At 69.8% G+C, this 20,448-nt stretch carries 13 protein-coding genes; 8 read left to right on the top strand and 5 right to left on the bottom strand.

Features of this window, described 5'->3' with window-relative positions:
- Window positions 1-3: 3 nt before the first annotated feature.
- Complete coding sequence (locus R3E98_13120) at window positions 4-1,239, bottom strand: carboxypeptidase regulatory-like domain-containing protein (GenBank protein MEZ4424346.1); 1,236 nt, start codon at window positions 1,237-1,239, stop codon at window positions 4-6.
- 210 nt (window positions 1,240-1,449) lie between these two features.
- On the opposite strand from R3E98_13120, the gene R3E98_13115 reads away from it, so the two are divergent.
- The 3 genes from R3E98_13115 (at window position 1,450) to R3E98_13105 (ending at window position 6,603) form a co-directional block, all read left to right on the top strand.
- Window positions 1,450-1,992 carry a sigma-70 family RNA polymerase sigma factor gene (locus tag R3E98_13115; protein MEZ4424345.1) on the top strand — a complete coding sequence of 181 codons (543 nt, stop codon included), beginning with the start codon at window positions 1,450-1,452 and terminating at the stop codon, window positions 1,990-1,992.
- A 261-nt stretch (window positions 1,993-2,253) separates the two neighbouring features.
- A complete protein-coding gene (locus R3E98_13110; protein ID MEZ4424344.1) occupies window positions 2,254-3,711 on the top strand; it encodes a PKD domain-containing protein in 1,458 nt (485 codons plus the stop codon).
- Window positions 3,712-3,807: 96 nt separating this feature from the next.
- A complete protein-coding gene (locus R3E98_13105; protein MEZ4424343.1) occupies window positions 3,808-6,603 on the top strand; it encodes a serine/threonine-protein kinase in 2,796 nt (931 codons plus the stop codon).
- Between the two features lie 28 nt (window positions 6,604-6,631).
- On the opposite strand, the gene R3E98_13100 is transcribed toward R3E98_13105, so the two are convergent.
- Window positions 6,632-7,753, bottom strand: a complete 1,122-nt coding sequence (locus R3E98_13100) for a hypothetical protein (GenBank protein ID MEZ4424342.1) — start codon at window positions 7,751-7,753, stop codon at window positions 6,632-6,634.
- A gap of 224 nt (window positions 7,754-7,977) precedes the next feature.
- Here R3E98_13100 and R3E98_13095 point away from each other — a divergent pair, with 224 nt between their 5' ends.
- From R3E98_13095 to R3E98_13085, 3 genes are all read left to right on the top strand, one after another.
- Window positions 7,978-9,396 carry an amidohydrolase gene (locus R3E98_13095; GenBank protein MEZ4424341.1) on the top strand — a complete coding sequence of 473 codons (1,419 nt, stop codon included), beginning with the start codon at window positions 7,978-7,980 and terminating at the stop codon, window positions 9,394-9,396.
- The gene (locus R3E98_13090) at window positions 9,393-10,688 is read left to right on the top strand and encodes an amidohydrolase family protein (GenBank protein MEZ4424340.1); all 1,296 of its coding nucleotides are present in this window, start codon (window positions 9,393-9,395) and stop codon (window positions 10,686-10,688) included. The genes R3E98_13095 and R3E98_13090 overlap by 4 nt, the downstream gene beginning before the upstream one ends.
- A 246-nt stretch (window positions 10,689-10,934) precedes the next feature.
- Entirely contained in the window at window positions 10,935-11,711 is a 777-nt protein-coding gene (locus R3E98_13085; protein MEZ4424339.1) for a DUF4097 family beta strand repeat-containing protein, read from the top strand.
- Window positions 11,712-11,812: 101 nt separating this feature from the next.
- Here the strand turns inward: R3E98_13085 and R3E98_13080 are convergent, their stop codons facing one another.
- Both R3E98_13080 and R3E98_13075 read right to left on the bottom strand, forming a co-directional pair.
- Entirely contained in the window at window positions 11,813-13,465 is a 1,653-nt protein-coding gene (locus R3E98_13080) for an FAD-dependent oxidoreductase (GenBank protein MEZ4424338.1), read from the bottom strand.
- 31 nt (window positions 13,466-13,496) lie between these two features.
- Window positions 13,497-14,186, bottom strand: coding sequence for a TetR/AcrR family transcriptional regulator (locus R3E98_13075; GenBank protein ID MEZ4424337.1), 690 nt, complete (start codon window positions 14,184-14,186; stop codon window positions 13,497-13,499).
- Window positions 14,187-14,384: 198 nt separating this feature from the next.
- Between R3E98_13075 and R3E98_13070 the strand changes: the two genes are divergently transcribed.
- Both R3E98_13070 and R3E98_13065 read left to right on the top strand, forming a co-directional pair.
- Window positions 14,385-15,164, top strand: coding sequence for an AraC family transcriptional regulator (locus tag R3E98_13070; GenBank protein MEZ4424336.1), 780 nt, complete (start codon window positions 14,385-14,387; stop codon window positions 15,162-15,164).
- Window positions 15,165-15,226: 62 nt separating this feature from the next.
- Window positions 15,227-18,496 carry an AAA family ATPase gene (locus R3E98_13065; protein ID MEZ4424335.1) on the top strand — a complete coding sequence of 1,090 codons (3,270 nt, stop codon included), beginning with the start codon at window positions 15,227-15,229 and terminating at the stop codon, window positions 18,494-18,496.
- Here R3E98_13065 and R3E98_13060 read toward each other — a convergent pair.
- Window positions 18,483-19,838, bottom strand: coding sequence for an HD-GYP domain-containing protein (locus R3E98_13060; GenBank protein ID MEZ4424334.1), 1,356 nt, complete (start codon window positions 19,836-19,838; stop codon window positions 18,483-18,485). The genes R3E98_13065 and R3E98_13060 overlap by 14 nt on opposite strands.
- Window positions 19,839-20,448 lie beyond the last annotated feature (610 nt).

Raw genomic sequence — 20,448 nt, 5'->3', positions numbered from 1 at the left:
GGTTCAGCGGACGGTGCGGAAGAGGCGGTCGGCCAGGGTGGCGACGGCCGGCACCCCCACCAGGAGGAACGCGCCACCCGCCCAGGACGCCCCCCCGAAGGCATCCTCGCCGCCCGAAGCGGCGAGGATGTAGCCCGGGACCCCGACCAGCGCGGCGCCCAGGAGGGTGTGGGCCCAGCGGCCGCGGGACAGGTCGGTGTCCCCCGACCAGCGCGCGCCCAAGGTGGTGCCCAGCAGCGGGAAGCCCACCAGGGCCAGACGCGCTCCCGCCGTGGCCAACGAGCCGCACTCGGATTCGAAGAAGTGGTTGGACAGCCCGTCGAACGACAGGCAGCTCCGCCCGGCCACGACGCCCAGCGCCAGCCCCGCCGCATTCGCGACGGCGGCGGTCAGGAAGACCTTCTCCCACCCGTAGTCCTGGCCTTCCAGCGACCAGTCGTACGCGCGGTCCGTGCCGCGGAAGGCGACGCGTCCCTCGGGCTCTCCGCGGATGCTCGCGGCCGTGCGCGTGGTGATCAGCAGGACACCGAAGCGGGAGTCCGCCCCGTAGCCCACGCCGGCTTCGCCGGGCGGGATCATCTCCATGCGCTCGACTTCCTCCAGCGGGAGCGAGGCATACAGGAAGCGCGGGGCGGAGACGCGCACGCCGTCGAGGAAGACCATGGGCTCGTTGCAGCCGGCGCTCGGGTCCAGCGTGCGCGCGCCCCGGAACTCGATGCAGATGGGTGCGCCCATCGTGGGGGCCTGCCGGAGCTGCACGCCCGGAACGCTGCGCGCCAGCACGCGGCCCAGATCGGTGCCGGTGCCCTGGGACTGGGCGATCTCCTCGCGGGTGACCACATTGCGCTGGCTACCGCTGCTGCGGGCACGCTGCTCGTCCCGGCCGAGCGCGGTGACCACGACGGGGTCGAGCTGGATGGCGGTGGCCGAGATGCGGATGCGGAGCGAGATCGTGGGCGGCACCAGGTCCACGGCCTCCTCGAAGGTGCCGAAGCCCAGGTGCTCGACGCTCACCAGGTAGCGGCCCGCCGGCACGGCCTCGAAGGAGAAGAGGCCCTGGGCGTCGGTGACGGAGAGCGCCTCGCCCAGCCGGACCTCCGCGTCGGGGACGGCGCGACCCGTCTCGGCGTCGGTGACCCGGCCGTACAGGACGACGCGCGCCTCCGCTTCCTGGGCGAAGGCGGCGCTGGGGGGGCCCAAAGCCAGGGCGACCAGGAACAGGAAGCAGAGACGGGGCATGGGTCCGGAGCCACGGGGTGTGCCGCAGGAAAGCATACGCGGGGCTGCCCGGGCCGTGTCAACCGCGGGAGCGAGCGAAGGAAGGGCCCCCGGGGCCCGGATTGACCCCGGGATGGCGCCGCCGCACTCTGCCGGATGCCTGAGTCCCCCCCTCCCTCCGACGCCGCTGCCGGGGACGTCGGTCCCGACGCCCAGCCCGACCCCGGGGGGGTGACCCGTCTGCTCCGGGACTTCCAGTCCGGCGATCCCCATGCGGGAGACCAGCTCTATCCCCTGATCTACCGCGAGCTGCGCCGCCTGGCCGGGTCGTTCATGGCGCGCGAGCGCCCAGGCCACACGCTGCAGGCGACCGTGCTGGTGCACGAGGCGTTCATCCGCCTGGCGGGACAACGGCGCTCCGAATGGCAGAATCGGTCCCACTTCATGTCGATCGCCGCATCCGCCATGCGACGGATCCTGGTGGACCATGCCCGATCCCGCGGCGCGGAGAAGCGGGGTGGGGGCAGAGACCCGCTCACCCTGCACGAGGATCTGTCCCTCTCTCCCACCGGGGACGTCGACGTGCTGGCGCTCCACGCAGCCCTCGAGCGGCTGACCGAGCTCGATGCGCGCCAGGGACGCGTGGTGGAGCTGCGCTTCTTCGCGGGGCTGAGCGTGGAGGAGGTCGCCGACCTGCTCGGGATCTCCACGCCGACCGTGAAGCGGGACTGGCGCCACGCCCGGGCCTGGCTGAAGCGCGAACTGGAACGCTGACACGTCCCCGGCCCCGCGCCGAGCGCGGGCCCGCCGGCGACCCCCATGATCCCATCTCGGCCGCCACCCCGCGTCCTGGACGATCCACCGATCGGGCCCGGCCGCGCGGCCGGCGAGTCACAGGCGCGGGCACCCCTCGCAGGCGCGACTCGAACGTCACCGATCGCACGACAACGGTGAGCCTGGAGTGGCGTCATGCCGACCTCATTGCAGCGGGTCGCGACAACCGTTCGCCCGCATCTTCGCTGGGTGTTTGCCTCGATGGTCTGTGTCCTGGTGCTCGGGGCCTGCTCCGGGGACAGCACCGGCCCGGGGGATGCGCCGAATCAATCCCCCACGGCGAGCTTCACGTTCACCTGCACGGACCTGACCTGCTCGTTCGACGGTGCGGCGTCCTCCGACTCCGACGGCACCGTGGCCTCGTATGCCTGGACCTTCGGGGACGGCACGTCGGCGGCCGGCGCGACGGCGACGCACGTCTACGCCGCCGCGGGCTCGTTCGATGTCGTGCTCACCGTGACCGACAACGGCGGCGCCTCGGGGTCCACGAGCCGCCAGGTCAACCCGACCGCCGCCGCCGCCGGCCCACTCGGGTCGACGATCCTGGGTGAGGCGGTGAACGACCAGTTCGGCCGCGCGCTCGCCATCTCCGACGACGGCACGCGGATCGTCGCGGGGGCGCCGACCAACAGCGGCAACCTCAACCAGTCCGGGCACGTGCGTGTCTTCGAATGGAGCGGCACGTCCTGGGACCAGCTCGGTGCCGACTTCGACGGCGGCTCGGCGGGCCAGCTCATCGGTGAGGAGAACACCATCGCCATCTCGGGCGATGGAAACCGGATCGCCATCGGGCGTCACCGGGCCAACGGCAACGGCGGCACCGTCCAGGTCTACGAATACGTGGGAAGCGGCTGGAACCAGGTGGGCTCGACCATCTCCGGCAACACCGGCCGGCAGCTGGGCTACTCGGTCGCACTGTCGACGACCGGGGACCGCGTTGCGGTGGGTGTCCCCAACGCCGGCACGGTAGGCAACGCCGAAGGTGCGGTGCGGGTGTATGCGCTGAGCGGAGGTGCCTGGTCGCAACTCGGCACCGACATCATGGGCGAAGCACCGGGGGACAGATCGGGCGTCTCGGTCGACCTCTCGGGAGGTGGCGACCGCGTGGCCGTCGGCGCACAAGGGAATGACGGCGCGGGCTCCGGGGCGGGTCAGGTGCGCGTCCACGCGTGGAGCGGCTCGGCGTGGGTTCAGGTGGGGCAGGACATGGACGGGAACGGCAACGGCAGCAACGAGCTGTTCGGAATGGCGGTCTCGATCTCCCGGGACGGCACCCGCGTCGCGGGCTGGGGCGCCCAGTCGGGAGATTACGCCAAGGTGTTCGAGCTGGTGGCCGGCACCTGGGTGCAGATGGGGCCGGACTTCAGCGTACCGGCGGCGTTCAACCTGCACATGCCCATCTCGCTCTCGGCGGACGGCAGCCGGATCGCCATCGGTCGTCCCTTCGCGGGCACCAACACCAACGGAACCCTGACGCTCTACGACTGGACCGGTTCGGCGTGGATCCAGGCGGGCATGGAGATCATGGGTGACCAGCCGACCGACAACCTGGGTTGGGCCGTGGCGCTGTCGGCGGACGGCCATACCGTTGCGACCGGCCTGCGGGGCTACCCCCAAGGCGGTCTGCGCGGCGCGGTGCGCGTCTACACCGTGCCCTGACGCCGGAATGCTCTTCCGAGGAATCGCGTGCCGGCCCGGTCCGAACCTGCCATGTTCGGCCGGGCCGGCCGTACCCCGGCATCGCACGAGGAGGAGATGACGGACGACCTGTTCAGACGTGCTCGGGAGGTCTTCCAGGCCAGCTTCGAGGTCAGCGACGAGGAGCGGCCTGCGCTGCTCACGGAGCTGTGCGCGGGCGACGAGTTGTTGCGCGCGGAGGTCGAGTCCCTCCTGGCCTACGACCGGGACGCGACGGTCGCCTTCTCGGTGGATGGGGTGGACCTGTCCGCGCCGCTGGACCCGGCCCCCTGGCTGGGGCGCCGCATCGGCCCGTGGACCATCGATGGAATCGTGGGGCGGGGCGGGATGGGGACGGTGTACTCCGCACACCGGACCGACGGCACCTTCGATCAGCGGGTGGCCATCAAGACGCTCGGGCTGGGCTCCCTCGATGATCGGGGCGTGGAGCGCTTCACGTTGGAGCGTCGGTTTCTCGCCCGCCTGGAGCACCCGAACATCGCGCGCATCCTGGACGGGGGCACCGCGGAGGACGGGCTGCCCTATCTGGTCATGGAGTACGTGGACGGAGTGCCGATCCACACGTGGTGCGAAGCGCGGGGCCTCTCCATCGAGGACCGGATCTGGCTGTTCCGGGAGGTGTGCGCTGCGGTCGAGCACGCCCACAGTCGTCTGGTCCTGCACCGGGACATCAAGCCCTCCAACATCCTCGTCACCGAGGACGGGCGACCCAAGCTGTTGGACTTCGGCGTCGCGAAGGCGCTGAGTCCGGAGCCGGAGGAGGGCCTCACCCGGATGGGCGGGGCCCCTCTGACTCCGGACTATGCCGCACCGGAGCAGTTCAAGGGCGAGCCGCTGACCACGGCCACGGACGTCTATCAGCTCGGCGCGCTCCTCTACCTGCTCCTCGCGGGCCGCCCTCCATTCGCGGGAACCGACGGCGTCGGCGCCCTGATGGCTCGCGTGCTTCGAGACGATCCGATGACCCCCGGAGAGGCGCGTCGGTCCACGCGGACGGGCACGAACGCGCCCGTCGGGTCCGCGCCGGGGCCCGGCCCCGACCTTCCGCAGGGCGCGCGGCTTCCCCGCGAGCTCGACGACATCGTGATGATGGCGCTCCGGAAGGAGCCCGAACGACGCTATGCGTCGGTGGCCGAGCTCTCCGGAGACCTGGGCAATCATCTCACGGGGTTACCGGTCCGGGCCCACGGCGAGGACCGCGGGTACCGGATGCGCAAGTTCGTGCAACGGAATCGCGCAGCGGTCGCCCTCTCGGTCTTGGTCATCGTGTCGCTGGTCGCTGGAATGGCGGCCACGCTGCATCAGGGTCGGCGGGCCACCGACCAGGCGCGGCTGGCTCGATTGGAGGCGCGCAAGGCCAGCGCGATCAATCGGTTCATGCAGGAGACGCTCTCGTCGGCCGATCCGTTCCGGCTGGGCGCGGACGTGGGCCTGCAGGAGGTGTTGCGCGCGTCGGTGGGGGCGCTCGATACCGCGATGGCGGAGGAACCCGAGATCCGGGCCGGGCTGTTGGCCGCGATCGGGCAGACCTACGTGAACCAGGGGCTGGTCGACCTCGGCCTCGCCATCGCCGACTCCGCCGTCGCCACCTACGCGCGTCTGGGCCAACGGTACTCGCACGAGGCCTACCCGGCCCACTTCGCCCGGGTGTTCGGCCTCAATCGTCAGGGCCGCTTCGCGGAGCTGGTTCCCACCATCCGCGAGATCATCGCTGGATATGTCGCCACCCACGGCGCCAGCGACCCGACCGTGCTGGCGCTCTGGGGACCCCTCGGCCACGCCCGGTTCCAGCTCGGAGAGGTCTCGGAGGCCATCTCGGGTCTGGACTCCGCCACCGCCCGCGCCGAGTCGGTGCTGGGACCGGACGACCCGACCACCCATGTCCTCATGGCATTCCAGGGAAACCTCCTGGTCCTGGAATCGCAGCGTGTGCGCGAAGGGATCGATCTCGCCCGTCGGGGAGCGGAGGGCCTGCTCGCGGGCGGCGTCCGGAGCCCACTCGAGGTCGATGCGCTGTCCGCCGCGGTTGGTGGCCTCGCACGCGGAGGGGAGGTCGACACGGCCGAGCGGATCGCGCGAGCCTTGCTGGAGCGGACCGAAGCCGCGTTCGGGGTCGGCACGCCCGCAACGATCCCTCCGCGCGGGATGCTCACGGTGGCACTGAGCGCCGCACACCGATTCGACGAAGCGCTTCCGTTGGCGCGCGAGGCCCATGAGGACGCCGAACGGCTCCTGGGGCCCGATCACCTGCTCACGGACGAGACGAAAGGCTATTACGCGACCCTCTTGGCGATGACGGGACGTGCCGAGGAGGCCGAAGCCCACCAGAGACAGGTCTATGACGCATACGCTGCGCGCTACGGCGAGGGTGCACCGACCACGCTGGTGGCCCTGCAGAACGTCGCGTTCACGGTGGGTCGCTTGGGACGCATGCAGGAGGCGCGGTCGTTGTTGGAGCGTGCAACCGAGCTGGCAACCCCGAGCGGCGGCCTTCCCTACTACTTCGCGCTGACCAACCTGCTGATCGCGCTGGGCGCGGACGACCCCGAGCACGCGCTCGCGCTCGCGGACGAGCGGCTTCCGCAGGCTCGGATGGAGCTCGCGACCGGATCGCAGACGCTCAACAACCTGCTCATCGCGTACGCCCGGGTCCGGTTCCTCAACGGGGACGTGGACGGTGCGGAGACGACGCTGATGGAGGTCCGCGCGAACTACCTGGAGGCGAGCGCAGGGGACACGACCCACCCCAACGTCCGCTATGCGGTCCAGCAACTGATCACCTTCAGTCAGGCGGCGGGTCGGCCTGCGGAGGTGGCCCGTTGGACGGCCGAGCTGGAACGGAACGGTTCCTGACGTCGCGCAGCGTTGCGCCTCGGCTGTCCTACGCGTCAGGGGTCGGCAGGGCCGCGAGTGCCTCCCGCGCCCGCTCGTTGCCCGGATCCAGCGCCAGCGCCCGCTCCAGCTCCCGCCGGGCGGCCAGCGTCATCCCGTGCGAGGCATACGCCCGGCCGAGGGCGAACGCGGCCGGGCTCGACTCCGGGTGGTCGCGCGCGTTGGCCTCCAGCAACCGCACCGCCACTCCGGTGTCCCCCATCTTCTGCATCTGGTAGCCGATGAAGGCGACCCCGGGCTCGGTGTCCATGTCCGGGTGTGCACGCCGGAACTCGGCATAGGTCCACAGCACGGCGTCTTCGTCGGCTCGCTCCGCGTAGAGCCCCTCGAGGAAGCGCTGCATCGGCGTGCGCTCGAACCCTGGCGGCGTGAAGCGCTCGAGCGGGAGGTCGACATTCGCCTCCACGTCGCCCCACTGCATCTCGTTCAGGAGCGCCCCCGTCTCCAGGTCCACCTCCCGGAAGCGGAAGGCGAAGAGCACCCCGGCGACGCGGCGGTAGTCGCCGACGCGCACCTCGGAGCGCACCGGCGCGCCGAAGGCATGGACCGGAGCCACGTAGCGCTCGGCCACAATCAGCGCGGTCTCCGCGTCCAGGAAGTAGTCCCTCCGGAAGCCGTCCCGGGTGGTCAGCGTGAGGCGGTGGGCAGGACGGCCATCGATCACGGACGGCTCGCCCAGGACCACGGTCGAGCCCTTGGCCCGGTAGTCCACCAGGCGGCCCTCGAAGTCCGCCCCCCGCCGCGCGGCACCGGCCGCGGCACCCACCGTGCGCACCACCACACCGGGGTCGGCGTACCACTCCCAGGCGCTCCCGTCGTAGCCCTCCAGGTACGCGCCCGGCCGGTCGGGATCGCCCACCACCCGGTAGTAGGGGCGCATGAAGCTCATGGTGGACCGGCCGTTGCCCTCGAAGCCCGGCTCGCGGTAGCGGCCGTTGCGGTAGACCAGTGTGCGGATGGCGGCGATGGCCGCGGCGCCACCGCGCGCTTCGACGTGACGGCGAACGAGCTCGTCGACGTCGGGGTCCTCGGCCTGCCGGGCCGCGAGCGCAGCCGGGGCGGCCAGCAGCAGGATCAGGCTCAGGGCACGGACGGTCAGGGTGGGCGGCATCTCGGCTCCGGAAGAGGGTCCCTCAGGGTCCGACACCCTTCGCCCCCGGCCGGTTGCGGCCGTGGCCGGCTCCCACCTCCGCGGTTCCCGCACACCCAGGTGGACCTCACGACCGCGCTCCGCCGTATCAGCACCCCCGATTCGAGCGTGCGGCCCGCGACCGGGTGCGGCTCCACCGCGTCCGGCTCCGGCCCGCGCGACCCGTGCTCCGTCCCGGAGGTCCGATGTTGGCACGCCTGAAGGGCGTCCTCCCGATCGCCGTCCTGACGTCCGCCTGTGCGGGCGGGCAGGGCACCCCCGCCGGGCCGCCCCGGCCGGACACGGCCGCAGCGGACGCCTCGGCACCGCTGTTCCCCGATCCCTTCCCGTCCACGTACGCGCCGTTCCCGTCGCGGCCCACGCTGATCCGGAACGCGACCGTCGTGACGGCGGAGGGCCCCATCCTCCGGAACGCCTCGGTCCTGCTCCGCGACGGGGAGATCGTGGAGGTGGGCACCGCCGTGAGCGCCCCGGCCGACGCGACCGTGATCGACGGGGCGGGCAAGTGGGTCACGCCCGGGCTGATCGACACGCACTCCCACCTGGGGGTCTATCCCTCGCCGGGTGTGGCGGGCGTGTCCGACGGGAACGAGGCCACCAACCCGGTGACGGCGGAGGTGTGGGCGGAGCATTCCATCTGGCCACAGGATCCCGGATTCGGGCACGCGGTGGCGGGGGGTGTCACCGCCCTGCAGGTGCTGCCGGGCTCGGCCAACCTGATCGGCGGACGGGGCGTCACCGTGAAGCCGATCCCCGCGCGCACCTACCAGGCCATGAAGTTCCCGGGCGCTCCCCACGGCCTCAAGATGGCGTGCGGCGAGAACCCCAAGCGCGTGTACGCGAACCGCGGACCGTCCACGCGGATGGGGAACGTCGCCGGATACCGGGCCGCCTGGATCCGCGCCGAGCGCTATCTGCGGGACTGGAAGCAGTGGCGGGACAACGGCGCCGATCCCGCGGCGCAGCCCAACCGCGACCTGCAGCTCGAGACGCTGGCCGCCGTCCTCAACGGCGACATCCTGGTGCACAACCACTGCTACCGGGCGGACGAGATGGCCACGATGATCGACGTGGCCCACGAGTTCGGCTACGACATCGCGTCCTTCCACCACGCCGTGGAGGCCTACAAGGTCCGCGACCTGCTGGCGGAGGAAGGCATCTGCGGCAGCATGTGGTCGGACTGGTGGGGCTTCAAGATGGAGGCCTACGACGGCATCAAGGAGAACATCGCCCTGGTGGATGAAGCGGGCGCCTGCGCCATCGTGCACTCGGACGACGGGCACGGCATCCAGCGCCTCAACCAGGACGCCGCCAAGGCCATGGCGGCCGGGCAGAGAGCGGGCGTGGACGTGGACCACGAGGACGCGATCCAGTGGATCACCATCAATCCCGCGCGCGCGCTCGGGATCGACGACGTGACCGGCTCGCTCACGCCCGGGAAGCACGCGGACGTGGTGGTGTGGTCGGGCGATCCATTCAGCGTCTACGCCAAAGCGGAGCTGGTCTTCATCGACGGCGCGCTGATCTACGATCGCAGCAGTCCCGATCCCCTGCTGAACGGAGACTTCATGACCGGCATCCTGCCGCGGGGAGGTGCGCGATGATCCGCTGGAATGAAGGCCTCGGGCGCGGGTTGGGCTCCGCGTACGCGGGGGCGCTTCTCCTCGCGTCGCTGTGTGCGGCGCCGCTCGCGGCGCAGACCATCGCCATCACCGGCGGCCAGGTGCACACCGGCACGGGCGAGGTGATCGAGAACGGCACCGTGGTGCTGGTGGACGGCCGGATCGCGGCCGTCGGTGCCAATGCCACGGTGCCCACCGGCGCCACGCGCGTCGACGCGACCGGCAAGGTGGTGACGGCCGGCTTCTTCGACGCGTTCACCGGACTGGGCGTGACGGAGGTGGACGCCGAATCCAACACGGTGGACCGGGGCGAGAGCAACGACCACATCTCGGCCGCGTTCCAGCTCCGCGACGCGCTGAATCCCTTCGCCACCAACGTGGCGGTCACTCGCGTGGACGGCATCACGCGCGCCATCGTCGCGCCGCAGTCGTTCGGCAGCGTGCTGCAGGGCCAGGGCATGTACATCAATCTGGGAGGAGCCAGCGCGTCGGCGATGGTCGAGCGCTCCCCCGTGGCCATGTACGCCACGCTCGGGGAGTCCGGCGCGGCAGCCGCGGGTGGGTCGCGCGCGGCGGCGATGCTGCTTCTGCGCGAGGCCCTGGACGACGCACGCGACTACGCGCGCAACCGCGAGGCGTACGAAGGCAACCGACGGCGTCCGTACGCGCTCGGGCGGCTGGACCTGGAGGCCCTCGTGCCCGTCGTGCGGGGCGATCTGCCACTCGTCGTGAGCGCCCATCGCGCCAGCGACATCCTGGCGGCGCTCCAGCTCAAGGACGAATACGGGCTGCAGCTCGTGATCGCCGGGGCGGGCGAGGGATGGATGGTGGCGGACGAGCTGCGCGCCGCCCGGGTGCCGGTGATCACCAACGCCACCGTGAACCTGCCCACCTTCGAGACACTGGCCATCTCCTACGAGAATGCCGCCCGCATGGCCGAGGCGGGGGTGGAGGTGGTGCTCTCCACGTTCGATGTGGCCAACGTACGCAACCTGCGTCAGGAGGCCGGGATGGCCGTCTCGTACGGCATGGACTACGAGACCGCGCTCCGCGCCGTGACGGTCACGCCCGCACGCGTGTTCGGTCTGGCGAGCAGCTACGGTGTGCTCGAGAGCGGCAACGTGGGGGACGTCGTGGTCTGGTCGGGCGACCCCTTCGAGGTGACCACCGCGGCCGAGCGGGTCTTCATCGACGGTCAGGAGGTCCCGCCGGACACCCGGCAGAGGGCGTTGCTGGAGCGGTACCGGTCGTTGAGCGGGTATCCGCCGCGGTAGGGGGGGCCGGCCCTCCCGGGCGCGGGTCCTTCGAGGTCGCGGAGGATCCCCGTCCGAAACCCACCCCCCACCCCTTCCCGTAGGTCCCCCCGAGGGACGGCCGCGGCGCGGCCGCCCGGCCGGACGGTCCAAACCCTTCCGCCCCGGCCAGCATCCAACCAGGCACAGATCGCCACCGGACAACGCGGGGCGGCCAGCGCAGGAGGAGGACGGGACATGTGGGGATGTGAGGGCAGGACCCTGGCGATGGCCGCCCTGCTGGTGGGCGCGCTCGCGGCGCCCGCCGCGGCACAGGAAGGAAGCGCCTTCGAGTGGGCGGGATCGATCTCCCGCGGAGACGAGCTCGAGGTGCGGGGGATCTCGGGAGACATCCGGGTCGTGTTGGCCCGGGGAGACCGCGCCGAGGTCACCGCCACCAAGCACGGCCGTAGCCGCGACTTCGAGGACGTGGAGATCGTCGCGGTGGAGACGCGCGACGGCATCCGCGTCTGCGCCATCTACTTCCCGCGCGGGAGGGCCGAGGACCGCTGCGAGGATCGCGAGCACGGCAACAACGGTCGTTGGAACGACGACATCGACGTCGAGGTCGACTTCGAGGTGGCGCTTCCGGCCGGCGTGGACTTCCGCGGCGTGACGGTGGCGGGCCGGATCGACGTCGAGGACGTGCGGTCGGACGTGCGCGTCAACACGGTGAGCGGCGACATCACCGTCTCCACCAGTGAGATCGCCCAGGCCAACACGGTCAACGGCGAGATGGACATCGAGATCGGCAGCACCGACTGGGACGAGCTGGACTTCGCCACCGTCTCGGGGGACATCACGCTGACCCTGCCGGCCAGCGCCGAGACCGAAGTGCGCTTCGCTTCGCTCTCCGGGGACTTCGACTCCGACTTCGACGTGCGCTACACCCGCAAGCGGGATCGCTGGGTGGGCGCCAACATCGAAGGCGTCATCGGCGACGACCGTCGGAGCGTGGCGTTCAAGACGGTCAGCGGGGACGTGCGGTTGCGGCGCGGGAGCTGACGCGGCGACGCGACGCCGCCATCCTCAGGATGTTCGTCGGGCCGGTCCGCACGAGGCGGGCCGGCCCGATGTGCGTCTGGGATGGGACGCCCTCGAGCGCCCTACGCCGTCCCCAGATGCTGATGGATGAATGTGACGGCCATCGCACCCTCGCCCACCGCAGACGACACGCGCTTGATGGAGCCGCTGCGCACGTCGCCCGCAGCGAAGACGCCGGGTAGGCTGGTCTCCAGCAGGAACGGCGATCGGCGGATGCCGCTCCACGCCGCACCACGCAGGGTGGAGCGGGGGATCTGCGGACCCGTCATCACGAATCCCTTCCGGTCAAGCTTCACGCAGCCGTCCAGCCAGTCGGTGTGCGGCTCGGCGCCGATGAACACGAACACCGCCTTCAGGTCCAGTCGCTCCTGTCCCTCCGGCGTCTCGAGGTCCACCGCCTCCAGGTGCTCGTCCCCGTGCAGCGCCCGCACTTCGGTCTGCGTGCGCACGCGGATGTTCTCGGAGCGCTGGATGCGGTCCACCAGGTAGCGGGACATGCTCTTGCCCAGATCGTCCCCGCGCAGGATCAGGTGCACCGTGCGGGCCAGCCCCGACAGGTACACCGCAGCCTGCCCCGCCGAGTTGCCGCCGCCGACCACGGCCAGGTCGTCGTCGGTGCACAGGCGCGCTTCGTTCTCGGTGGCCGCGTAGTAGACGCCCGCCCCCTCGAAGCGCTCCAGATCCGGTACGCCCAGTTGTCGGTACTCCGCCCCCGAGGAGACGAGGACACAGCGTCCCATGATCTCGGACCCGTCCTCCAGCTCGACCACCCGGTATCCGCCCTCCAGGCGCAGCCGCGCGGCCTGATGCGGCACCGACATGGAAGCCCCGAACTTCTGCGCCTGGAGCATGGCGTTCTGGGTGAGCTCGGCACCGGAGATCCCGGCGGGGAAGCCCAGGTAGTTCTCGATGCGGGTGCTGGTGCCGGCCTGGCCCCCCACCGCGACCGCCTCCACCACCAACGTGCGCAGCCCTTCGGACGCGGCGTACACCGCGGCGCCGAGGCCCGCCGGCCCGCCGCCCACCACCACCAGGTCGAAGAGCTCGTCCGTATCCGCCTGGGCGTCCAAGCCCATGGCTTTGCCCAGCTCGGCCAGCGATGGGTTGCGAAGCAGCTCCCCGCCGCGGCCGATCACCACCGGCGTCTCCTCGGGCCGGACACCGAAGTGGTCCAGCAGCTCGTCTGCGGCGGGCTCGCGCTCCAGGTCCAGCCAGGTGAACGGCAGCGCATTGCGGGTGGCGAAGTCGCGCAGCCGATGTGCCTCGGGCGAGAAGCGCGAGCCGATGATCTTGAGGCCTTCGTAGCCCTGGTCCAGGAGCAGCGTGCGCCGCATGAGGAAGGCCTGGAGCAGGGTCTCGCTCACCTCGGAGACCTGGCCCACGATGGTGCGGAGTCCTTCCGCGGAGATGGCCAGGACCTCGCCTGGCTCCTCCACGCGGGCCGTGACCAGGGCCGCCCGGCCGGTGAGCATGTCCACGTCCCCCGTGAACTCGCCGGGCCCGTGGACGGTCACCCGGTTCGGGCTGCCGCTCGCGGTCTCCAGGATCTCCACGGCGCCGTCCAGCACCACGAAGAAGTCGAAGCCGCGGTCCCCCTCGGAGAAGAGGACCTGGTCCTTCTCGGTCCTGCGTACCTCCCCGAACTCGCGCAGCCGGTCCACCAGGTCCGGCTCCAGCGTGGGGAAGGCGATCTGGTCGTCCCGTTCCCGGGTCATGGGGCCTCCAGGGCCCCGCGAGAAGATCCGCCTAGGCGCCCGCGCTCAGCGTGTCGGGCCGCTCGTCCACGTCGGACCCATCGTCCCATACGTCGAAGGGGTCCACGGAGGTCCGGGGCTTGGTGACCGCCGCCTGTGCGGCGGGGTGCAGGAGCGCGTCCAGGTGGGTGCATTCGATGCCGGAGAGGAGCGCCGCGTACGGCGCGCGACCTTCGGTGGCGGCCTCCACCGTCAGGAAGAGGCAGGCGGCGACGATCCGAGCCGTGCGTTCGGGATCGGTGGCGCCCAGCCCGGCAGCCCGGGCCTGCAGGGCGCTGCGGACCAGATCGGAGAGGCGGTCGGCGAGCGGAGGCTCACCGGGCAGGAGCCGCTCCCGGTCCAGGTAGTCCCGCAGGTGACGGAGCCGGGTGCCGCGCTCGAGCTCGGCGGTCTTCAGCAGATCGCTCAGCCGGCAGACGAGATCCTCGGAGTCCACCTCCACGCCGGCGACGCGACGCTCCCATTCGGCGACGGCGGCCTGGTTCTCGTACGACCACAGGTCGACGAGGAATTCGTCCTTGCCCTGGAAGCGCTGGTAGAAGGAGCCCACCGAAGAGCGCGCCTCCTTCGCCACCTGCTGCACCGTCAATCCGTCGGGGCCCGTCTCGTCGATCAACCGCAGGCCGGCCTGCCTCAGCCGCTCCAGGGTTCGCTGACTCCGCCGCTGCTTCGGCTCCTTCATGGCGCGCCTCCGGGAGATTCCGAGGGTTCTGGAACCAAGATACCGTTTCTGGAGGCGTTGCAGCCAGTCCGGACGGTGCACGGATGCGCCCCGCTCATCCTCCGGCCCTGATATCGCGCTGATAGGCCCGCCCTACCCTCCGTCGTCCGCGACCGCACCGTCGCGAGTGCGCTCACCGCCAGAGCATGGAGGGACACGATGGAAAAGGGACAGTTCTTCTGGCTTCAGCCGCCGTATGCACGCCTGGAGACGTGGACCGAGGAAGCCCAGGAGGATCCGACCCTGACGCCCGGTGCTTGCCTCGTCTGGCGTCTCGGGCTCGCGGACACTCCACGGCGTGCGGAGCAGGCGCGCACCCGACCGGCCGGCGTGCCGCTCGTCGTGATGCTGCCGCCGAGCTCCAGCGTGCTCGACCAGGACGTGGTGCTCGACGTCGTCGAACGGTGCCGGCCGCAAAGCATCCTCCCGCATCATCCACGGATCGAGATCGAGGAGATCATCACCCTGCTCCGGCGCCCGCCGGACGATCTTCCGGGGGACGTCACGGAGTACCTCCGCTGGCGGGGGTATGCCGTGGACCTGGAGATGCGCCGCACGGTGCGCCGCATCATCGAGCTGTCGTCGGACGTGCGTACCGTCTCTGCGCTGGCCCGCGGACTCTACGTCTCGCGCCGCGCGCTGGGGCGGCGCTTCCTGAGCCTGGGCCTGCCGGCGCCGTCCCACTGGCTCCAGATCGGCCGGCTGCTGCGGGCGACCATCCAACTCCAGAACGCACCCGACAACCTGTTCTCGATCGCGTGCGGGCTCGGCTATCCGGACGGCTTCGCGCTCAGCAACCAGATGAAACGGCTGACGGGCGTCCGGCCGTCCACGGCGCGCGATGCGCTCGGGTGGGAGTGGTTCTTCGAGGCCTGGCTCCAGCAGGAGCGGCAGACCGGCAGCCTGACCCATCCGGTCAGCCTGGTGGGGCAGCATTGACCGCGCGACGCTCGCCGGCCAATTCTGCTCGGAGCAGGGCCCGCTCGCAGGAAAGGAGCCGCATGAGCGCTGCCGGCATGAAGCTGTTCGGCCGCCCGGCATTCCTGGTGGACGGCCAGGAGTGCTCGCTCACGCCCCAGCATCTCGCGCTGCTGGGGCTGCTGTACGGCCACGAGCGTGAGGGGCTGGGGCGTGGTGAGGTGACCACGCTCCTGTGGGCCGGGGGCGCCGACGATTCGGTGCGTCGGCGCCTGAGCCAACTGCTCTACAGCCTCGTCTCCCGGTGCGGTGAGTCGGTGCTGCTGCGCGCGGGGGACACGCTCGCCCGGCCGCCGCACATGCCCAGCGACCTGCGCGACTTCAGCGAGCATCTGGAACAGGGCCGCTACGATGAGGCCGCTGCTCTGGTGGGGCTCGGATTCCTGGACGTGTTGCCGGTCGTGCCGACGACGGAGTACCAGGATTGGCTGGACCGGCGGCGTCTATCCTTGCGCGAGTCCCTGCGCAAGGCGGCTGCCCGGCAATGGTCGGCTGCGGAGGCGCAGGGACAGTGGGGGCCGCGGTCGCTGGCGGCAGCGCAGGCCCTTCGGTTGCTCGATCCGCGCAACGAGATGGCGGTGCGGAACGTCATGTGGGCGCAGGCGCTCTGCAGCTCACCGGCGGAGGCGATCGCCACGTACGAGAGCTTCGTCGAGACGCTGGGGCCCGGCCAGGGCGCTGCCGATGAGACCCGGACGCTGCTCCAGCGCATCCGGTCGCTGGCGCGCCAGAAGCGGGGTTCCGCGCCGACCCTCCGCTCGCCCCGCTCGGAGCCGCGGATGTACGGGCGCGAGGCCGAGGTGGCGCGGCTCCGCCCACTGCTGGCGGAGCCGCGCGCCGATCACTTCGAGACCGTCGCGATCGTTGGGGAAGCCGGGTTCGGGAAGACGCGGCTCCTGCAGGAGAGCCTGGCTGCGGCGGCGCTCCAGGGAAGACTGGTCCTCGAGGCCCGCCTGGCAGAGCTGGAGAAGGACGTGGCGCTGAACGCGTTGACCGAGGCGCTCTCCACGCGGGAGGTGGCCGAGGCGCTGACCCGGGTCGAGGACCCGTGGCGGAGCGTGGTGCTGACGTTCCTGCCCGAAGCCGCCCAGGTCGCGGGTGCGCCCATCGAGGTCCCCGAGATCCAGCGGAGCAGCCTGCATCGACGGTTGCTCGAGTCCCTCCGCCAGCTCTTCGACGCGCTGGCGGCGAATCACTCCATCGTGGTGGTGCTCGACGACGCCCACTGGATCGACGATTCGTCCCTGGCGGCGCTCGAGTACATCCGACGCCGGTGGCGGACGGGCTCGGCCACGCTGGTGCTCACGTACCGACCGGAGCACGTCCAGCGAGGCTCCAAGCTGCATGCGTTCCTGGCGGAGGCCGAGTGCCAGGAGCTCGCGCTCGGCCCGCTCGACGAGGCGAGCCAGAAGCAGCTCACCGCCGAGTTCGGGGGCGCGGACCTGGGAGCCGAGGCGGCGCGGTGGATCCAGGACCTGGCGAAGGGCAACCCCTTGTTCCTGATCGAGCTGATCCGTCAGTGCCTCTCGGGCGACCTGGTCCTGCCGCCGAGCGGCCCGGACGAGATCAACCTGCCCAGCTCCATCCAGCAGCTCTTCGATCGGCGGCTCGCCGGCCTCACCCCGGACGACCGACGCACCCTGGAGGCGTTGGCGGTCTGGGGCCGCGTCGCGTCGCTGACCGACCTTCTGGCCCTGACCGGGCTCGACGAGGAGGCCATCGTCGCCTCCCTGGAACGCCTCGACGCGGCAGGGCTGGTGCGGTGGGGGGAGGAGGGCACGGAGCTGTGGCACGAGCTGCTGAGGCAGAGTGTGCTCCAGGGGGCCGTGGGGGCGCGGAGGCAGTTGCTGCATAGGCGGGCCGGTCGTTTGCTCATGGACGTGCGTCCCCAGCCGCGAGGCGAGATCGCGCTTCACTGTTACCGTGCCGGTGATCGGACAACCGCGTTCATGTTTGCCCGAGCCGCCGCGGCGGCCGCCGAGCGCGGCGGAGCCGTCTCCGAAGCCATTGGCCTACTCCGCGTCGCCTATAACACCGCGGAGCCCCCTATTGAGCGTTCAGCGGTTCGGCTTCGCTTGGGTGAGTTGCTCTTGCAGCGATGTGATCATGAAGAGGCACGGCGCCTCCTGGCAACCGTACGATCGCTCTCGTCGGCGGGAGACCCGAACGAGCACGACCGATGGGCGCAACTGCGACTGTTAGAAGCTGAGTCACGAAGCGGCTTGGACGGGGAAGTTGCCGAGGCGCTCGAGCACCTCTGGTCATCTGCTGCCCAACGCGCGGACAGCCGTCTAATGGTTGAGATCGCCGAGCAGACGCTGCGACATCATGAGAGACGCGGGCGATTCGCGGCCAACGCGGCCCTTGCTCTGGAGCGGGTAGACCGCTGCCTCAGTTCGGATGATCAACACACGCTCTGCACCGCCCTCCGATTGGGAGTCATCCGGGTCTTTCTCAACGACATCGAGAGAGCGGACGCGCACACAGCCAAGAGTCTGGAACTGGCGCGCACCACGAAGGCACGGCCGGAAGTGATGCTGGCGACTCTCGCTGCGCGGATCGCGTTCTTGGCCATGGTGACCCGACTGAACGCCGCAGAAGGGCGTGAGCTATGCGAAGCGGGGTTGAGCCTCGCGAAGAGGTTGGGAGACATTCCGAGGACCTTCAGTATCACTAGCAATGCTGGAGCACATGCATTGGAGGCGGGCGATGTGGACCGCGCACGAGCGCTGTTTGACCAATGCAGCAGCATCATATCGGGTGCGGTCCTATTTCCCGAAAGGCAGCGACTGCTCATCAACTATGGCGAACTCTACGTTGAGCAGGGCAACCTTCCGGCGGCGCGCCTGTCATTCTCATCAGCCCTTCAGCTGGCGCCGTCTCCCGAGGATGAATGTGGAACCGCAGCACGTGTTGGCCTTGCGCTGTGCGACGCTTTGGAGGGAGCGCTCCGCAGCGCACGCAGGGGGCGCGACTCCATTGCCGACCGCTTCTCAGGCCCCCTCACGCCACTTCTTGATAGCGGCCTGTTTGCCAAACTCGAGTTCGTGCTAGCTCGGCGCACAGGTGGTCCGCTAGCAGCGATCCAATGCGCTGAGCGACATACGGCCGCGCTCGATGCGCAACGCCCGGGCCGCTGGATCTCCCTCACGCTCGATGTGTTGCCTCTACTTCGGGTACATGACCCCCACGAAGCAAATAAGCGGGTGGAAAGGGGGGTTCAGTTGGCCGTGGCGCTGGACCTGCCAGAAAGGCTGCGACGGTTCCGAGCCGTGGTGGCTAGCCGTGACTAGCAAGCCTGAGCGACGAGGACGGCTCGTCCGCAATTTGCTTCGCTGCAACCTCTTCCAGTGAAGCCCGAATTGCCGCCGAGTGGCGCTCAAGCACCTCATCGGATAGGAACAGGGTGACGAGCTGCGGATCGAACTCGCGATCGGCGAAGATCAGCAACTGTTCACGCACATCAGGAATCGCGAGTGCCTTTCGGTATGGGCGATCTGACAGCATCGCGTCCACGGCATCACAGATCTTGATGATGCGCGCGCCGAGCGGAATGTCGATGCCCGATAGACCATCAGGGTAGCCGGTTCCGTCGAAGCGCTCGTGATGGTGCCGAACCGCGGCGATCACCTCGGAGCGGAAGGAGGAGAGAGACGTAAGAAGCTCCACCCCCTTCTCGACGTGAGACTTGATTATCTCCATCTCCTCATGCGAAAGGCTACCCTTCTTCATCAGGATCTCAGAGTAGATGGCATCGATCTTTCCCACGTCATGCAAGAGCGCGGCGGTTTCGATATCCTCGATGCGGCTCGTCTTCAAGTTCAGCGATCGCGCAGCCCGACTCGCCAGCTCCGCTACCCTGACAGAGTGCCCGGAGGTGTACGGGTCTCGCGTCTCGATGGCCTTTACCAGGGCTTTCAATAGGTCGCGATTCGCTTGCTGCAGCTGATGGCTCACCAGATACGAACGTCGAACCCAGAGCAGTAGGAAGGAAGTACCCAGTAGACCCGGTGCCCCCAGGCGTGCGTATACGACAGCGATGACAACGGCGAACGGCGCTACAAGTACGTCGTAGAGAACCGTGATTCCCCGCTTGCCAACGAGGCGCCCCACCACCTCCCGAACACTGAGACCCTGATCCAGCGAAAGGACAACCGAGACGGCGGCAAGGTTGACGAGAACCACCGTCAAGCCAAACCCCAAGAAGGGAGCAAAGGAGAAGGTGAAGTCCGAAGGAACCGCGCGGCCCCCGAGGGCGGTGAAGGCGAGTCCCCCAAGGCCGGTCGCAAGTGTGTACTGCGCAGGATTGAAAATTCCGCGAAGCAACCCGCGCCTGGCCACGAGTTCAGCGACGCCCGAGCTTATTGCCGCAACCAGTGTAGCAGCGGCCGGGCCCAGGACCAGAACGCAGGCAAACTGGAGGATGAAGCTAATCGATTGGCTGCTCCGGCTCCTGCCAACCACCAGCGGCAACGAAAGGTAGTCGGAGAACACGTCCAGCAGGATGAATACAGCCAGCCCCGCCCAACTGGACGCACTGAACGTGGTCAGTGTCGGCCAATCAAGTTGTACAGCGACGCCGAGCGCGGAAAGCGCGACGAAGCCAATGTAGAGAGCGAGTGCGTTACTTCGCATCAGTCGAAGAAGGACCCCCACGGAAGCCTATGCTACCACTTCCAACCGCCGAGCATGGCCAGCAGAGCTTGGCCCAACGTGTCAAAGAGCCTATCGAAGACCACTTTGCCTCACCTCCCCAAGGGAACGTGTGGACAATTGAGTCCGCTTGCGCGGGCAGGATCGTGGCTTCGCTATCCGCTCTAAAGCTCAGCTTCGCTCCAGGTCGACCGAGGGGGTCCTCCTCATTCCAGGTTGGTCTGCATCGGTGTCAGCCGCGTAACTGCCCACGAACCCATCGGTCCGTAGCCTGTAACGTGGCGAGCACCGCAGCTCGGTTCGCGTTGTCGGCGACGCCTACGGCGCCGGCGAGTGTCTGCGTTTCCCGACCCCGAACCGCGTGGACGGACACCAGGACCGAGGGGCGCTCGGCCCCTGGGACCACCGCGGTGCCCTCCAGATCCAGATGAACGCGGTCCCTTCCATCATCCCGGCCGGACCAGGCAGCGGACTCGACCGCCCGCAGCGTGGCCGAAGCCAGGATGTCCATTTGCGCGTGTGCAACATCCGAGCCACTGGCCGCCCCCTCGAAACGCCTGTCTTTCCAGGCGATTCGTACGGTCGCGGAGGC

Source organism: Gemmatimonadota bacterium (assembly GCA_041390125.1).
Classification (GTDB): Bacteria; Gemmatimonadota; Gemmatimonadetes; order Longimicrobiales; family Gaopeijiaceae; genus JAGQIF01.
The sequence above is the reverse complement of the archived record's forward strand: the minus strand, read 5'-3'. Positions and strand labels throughout refer to the sequence as shown.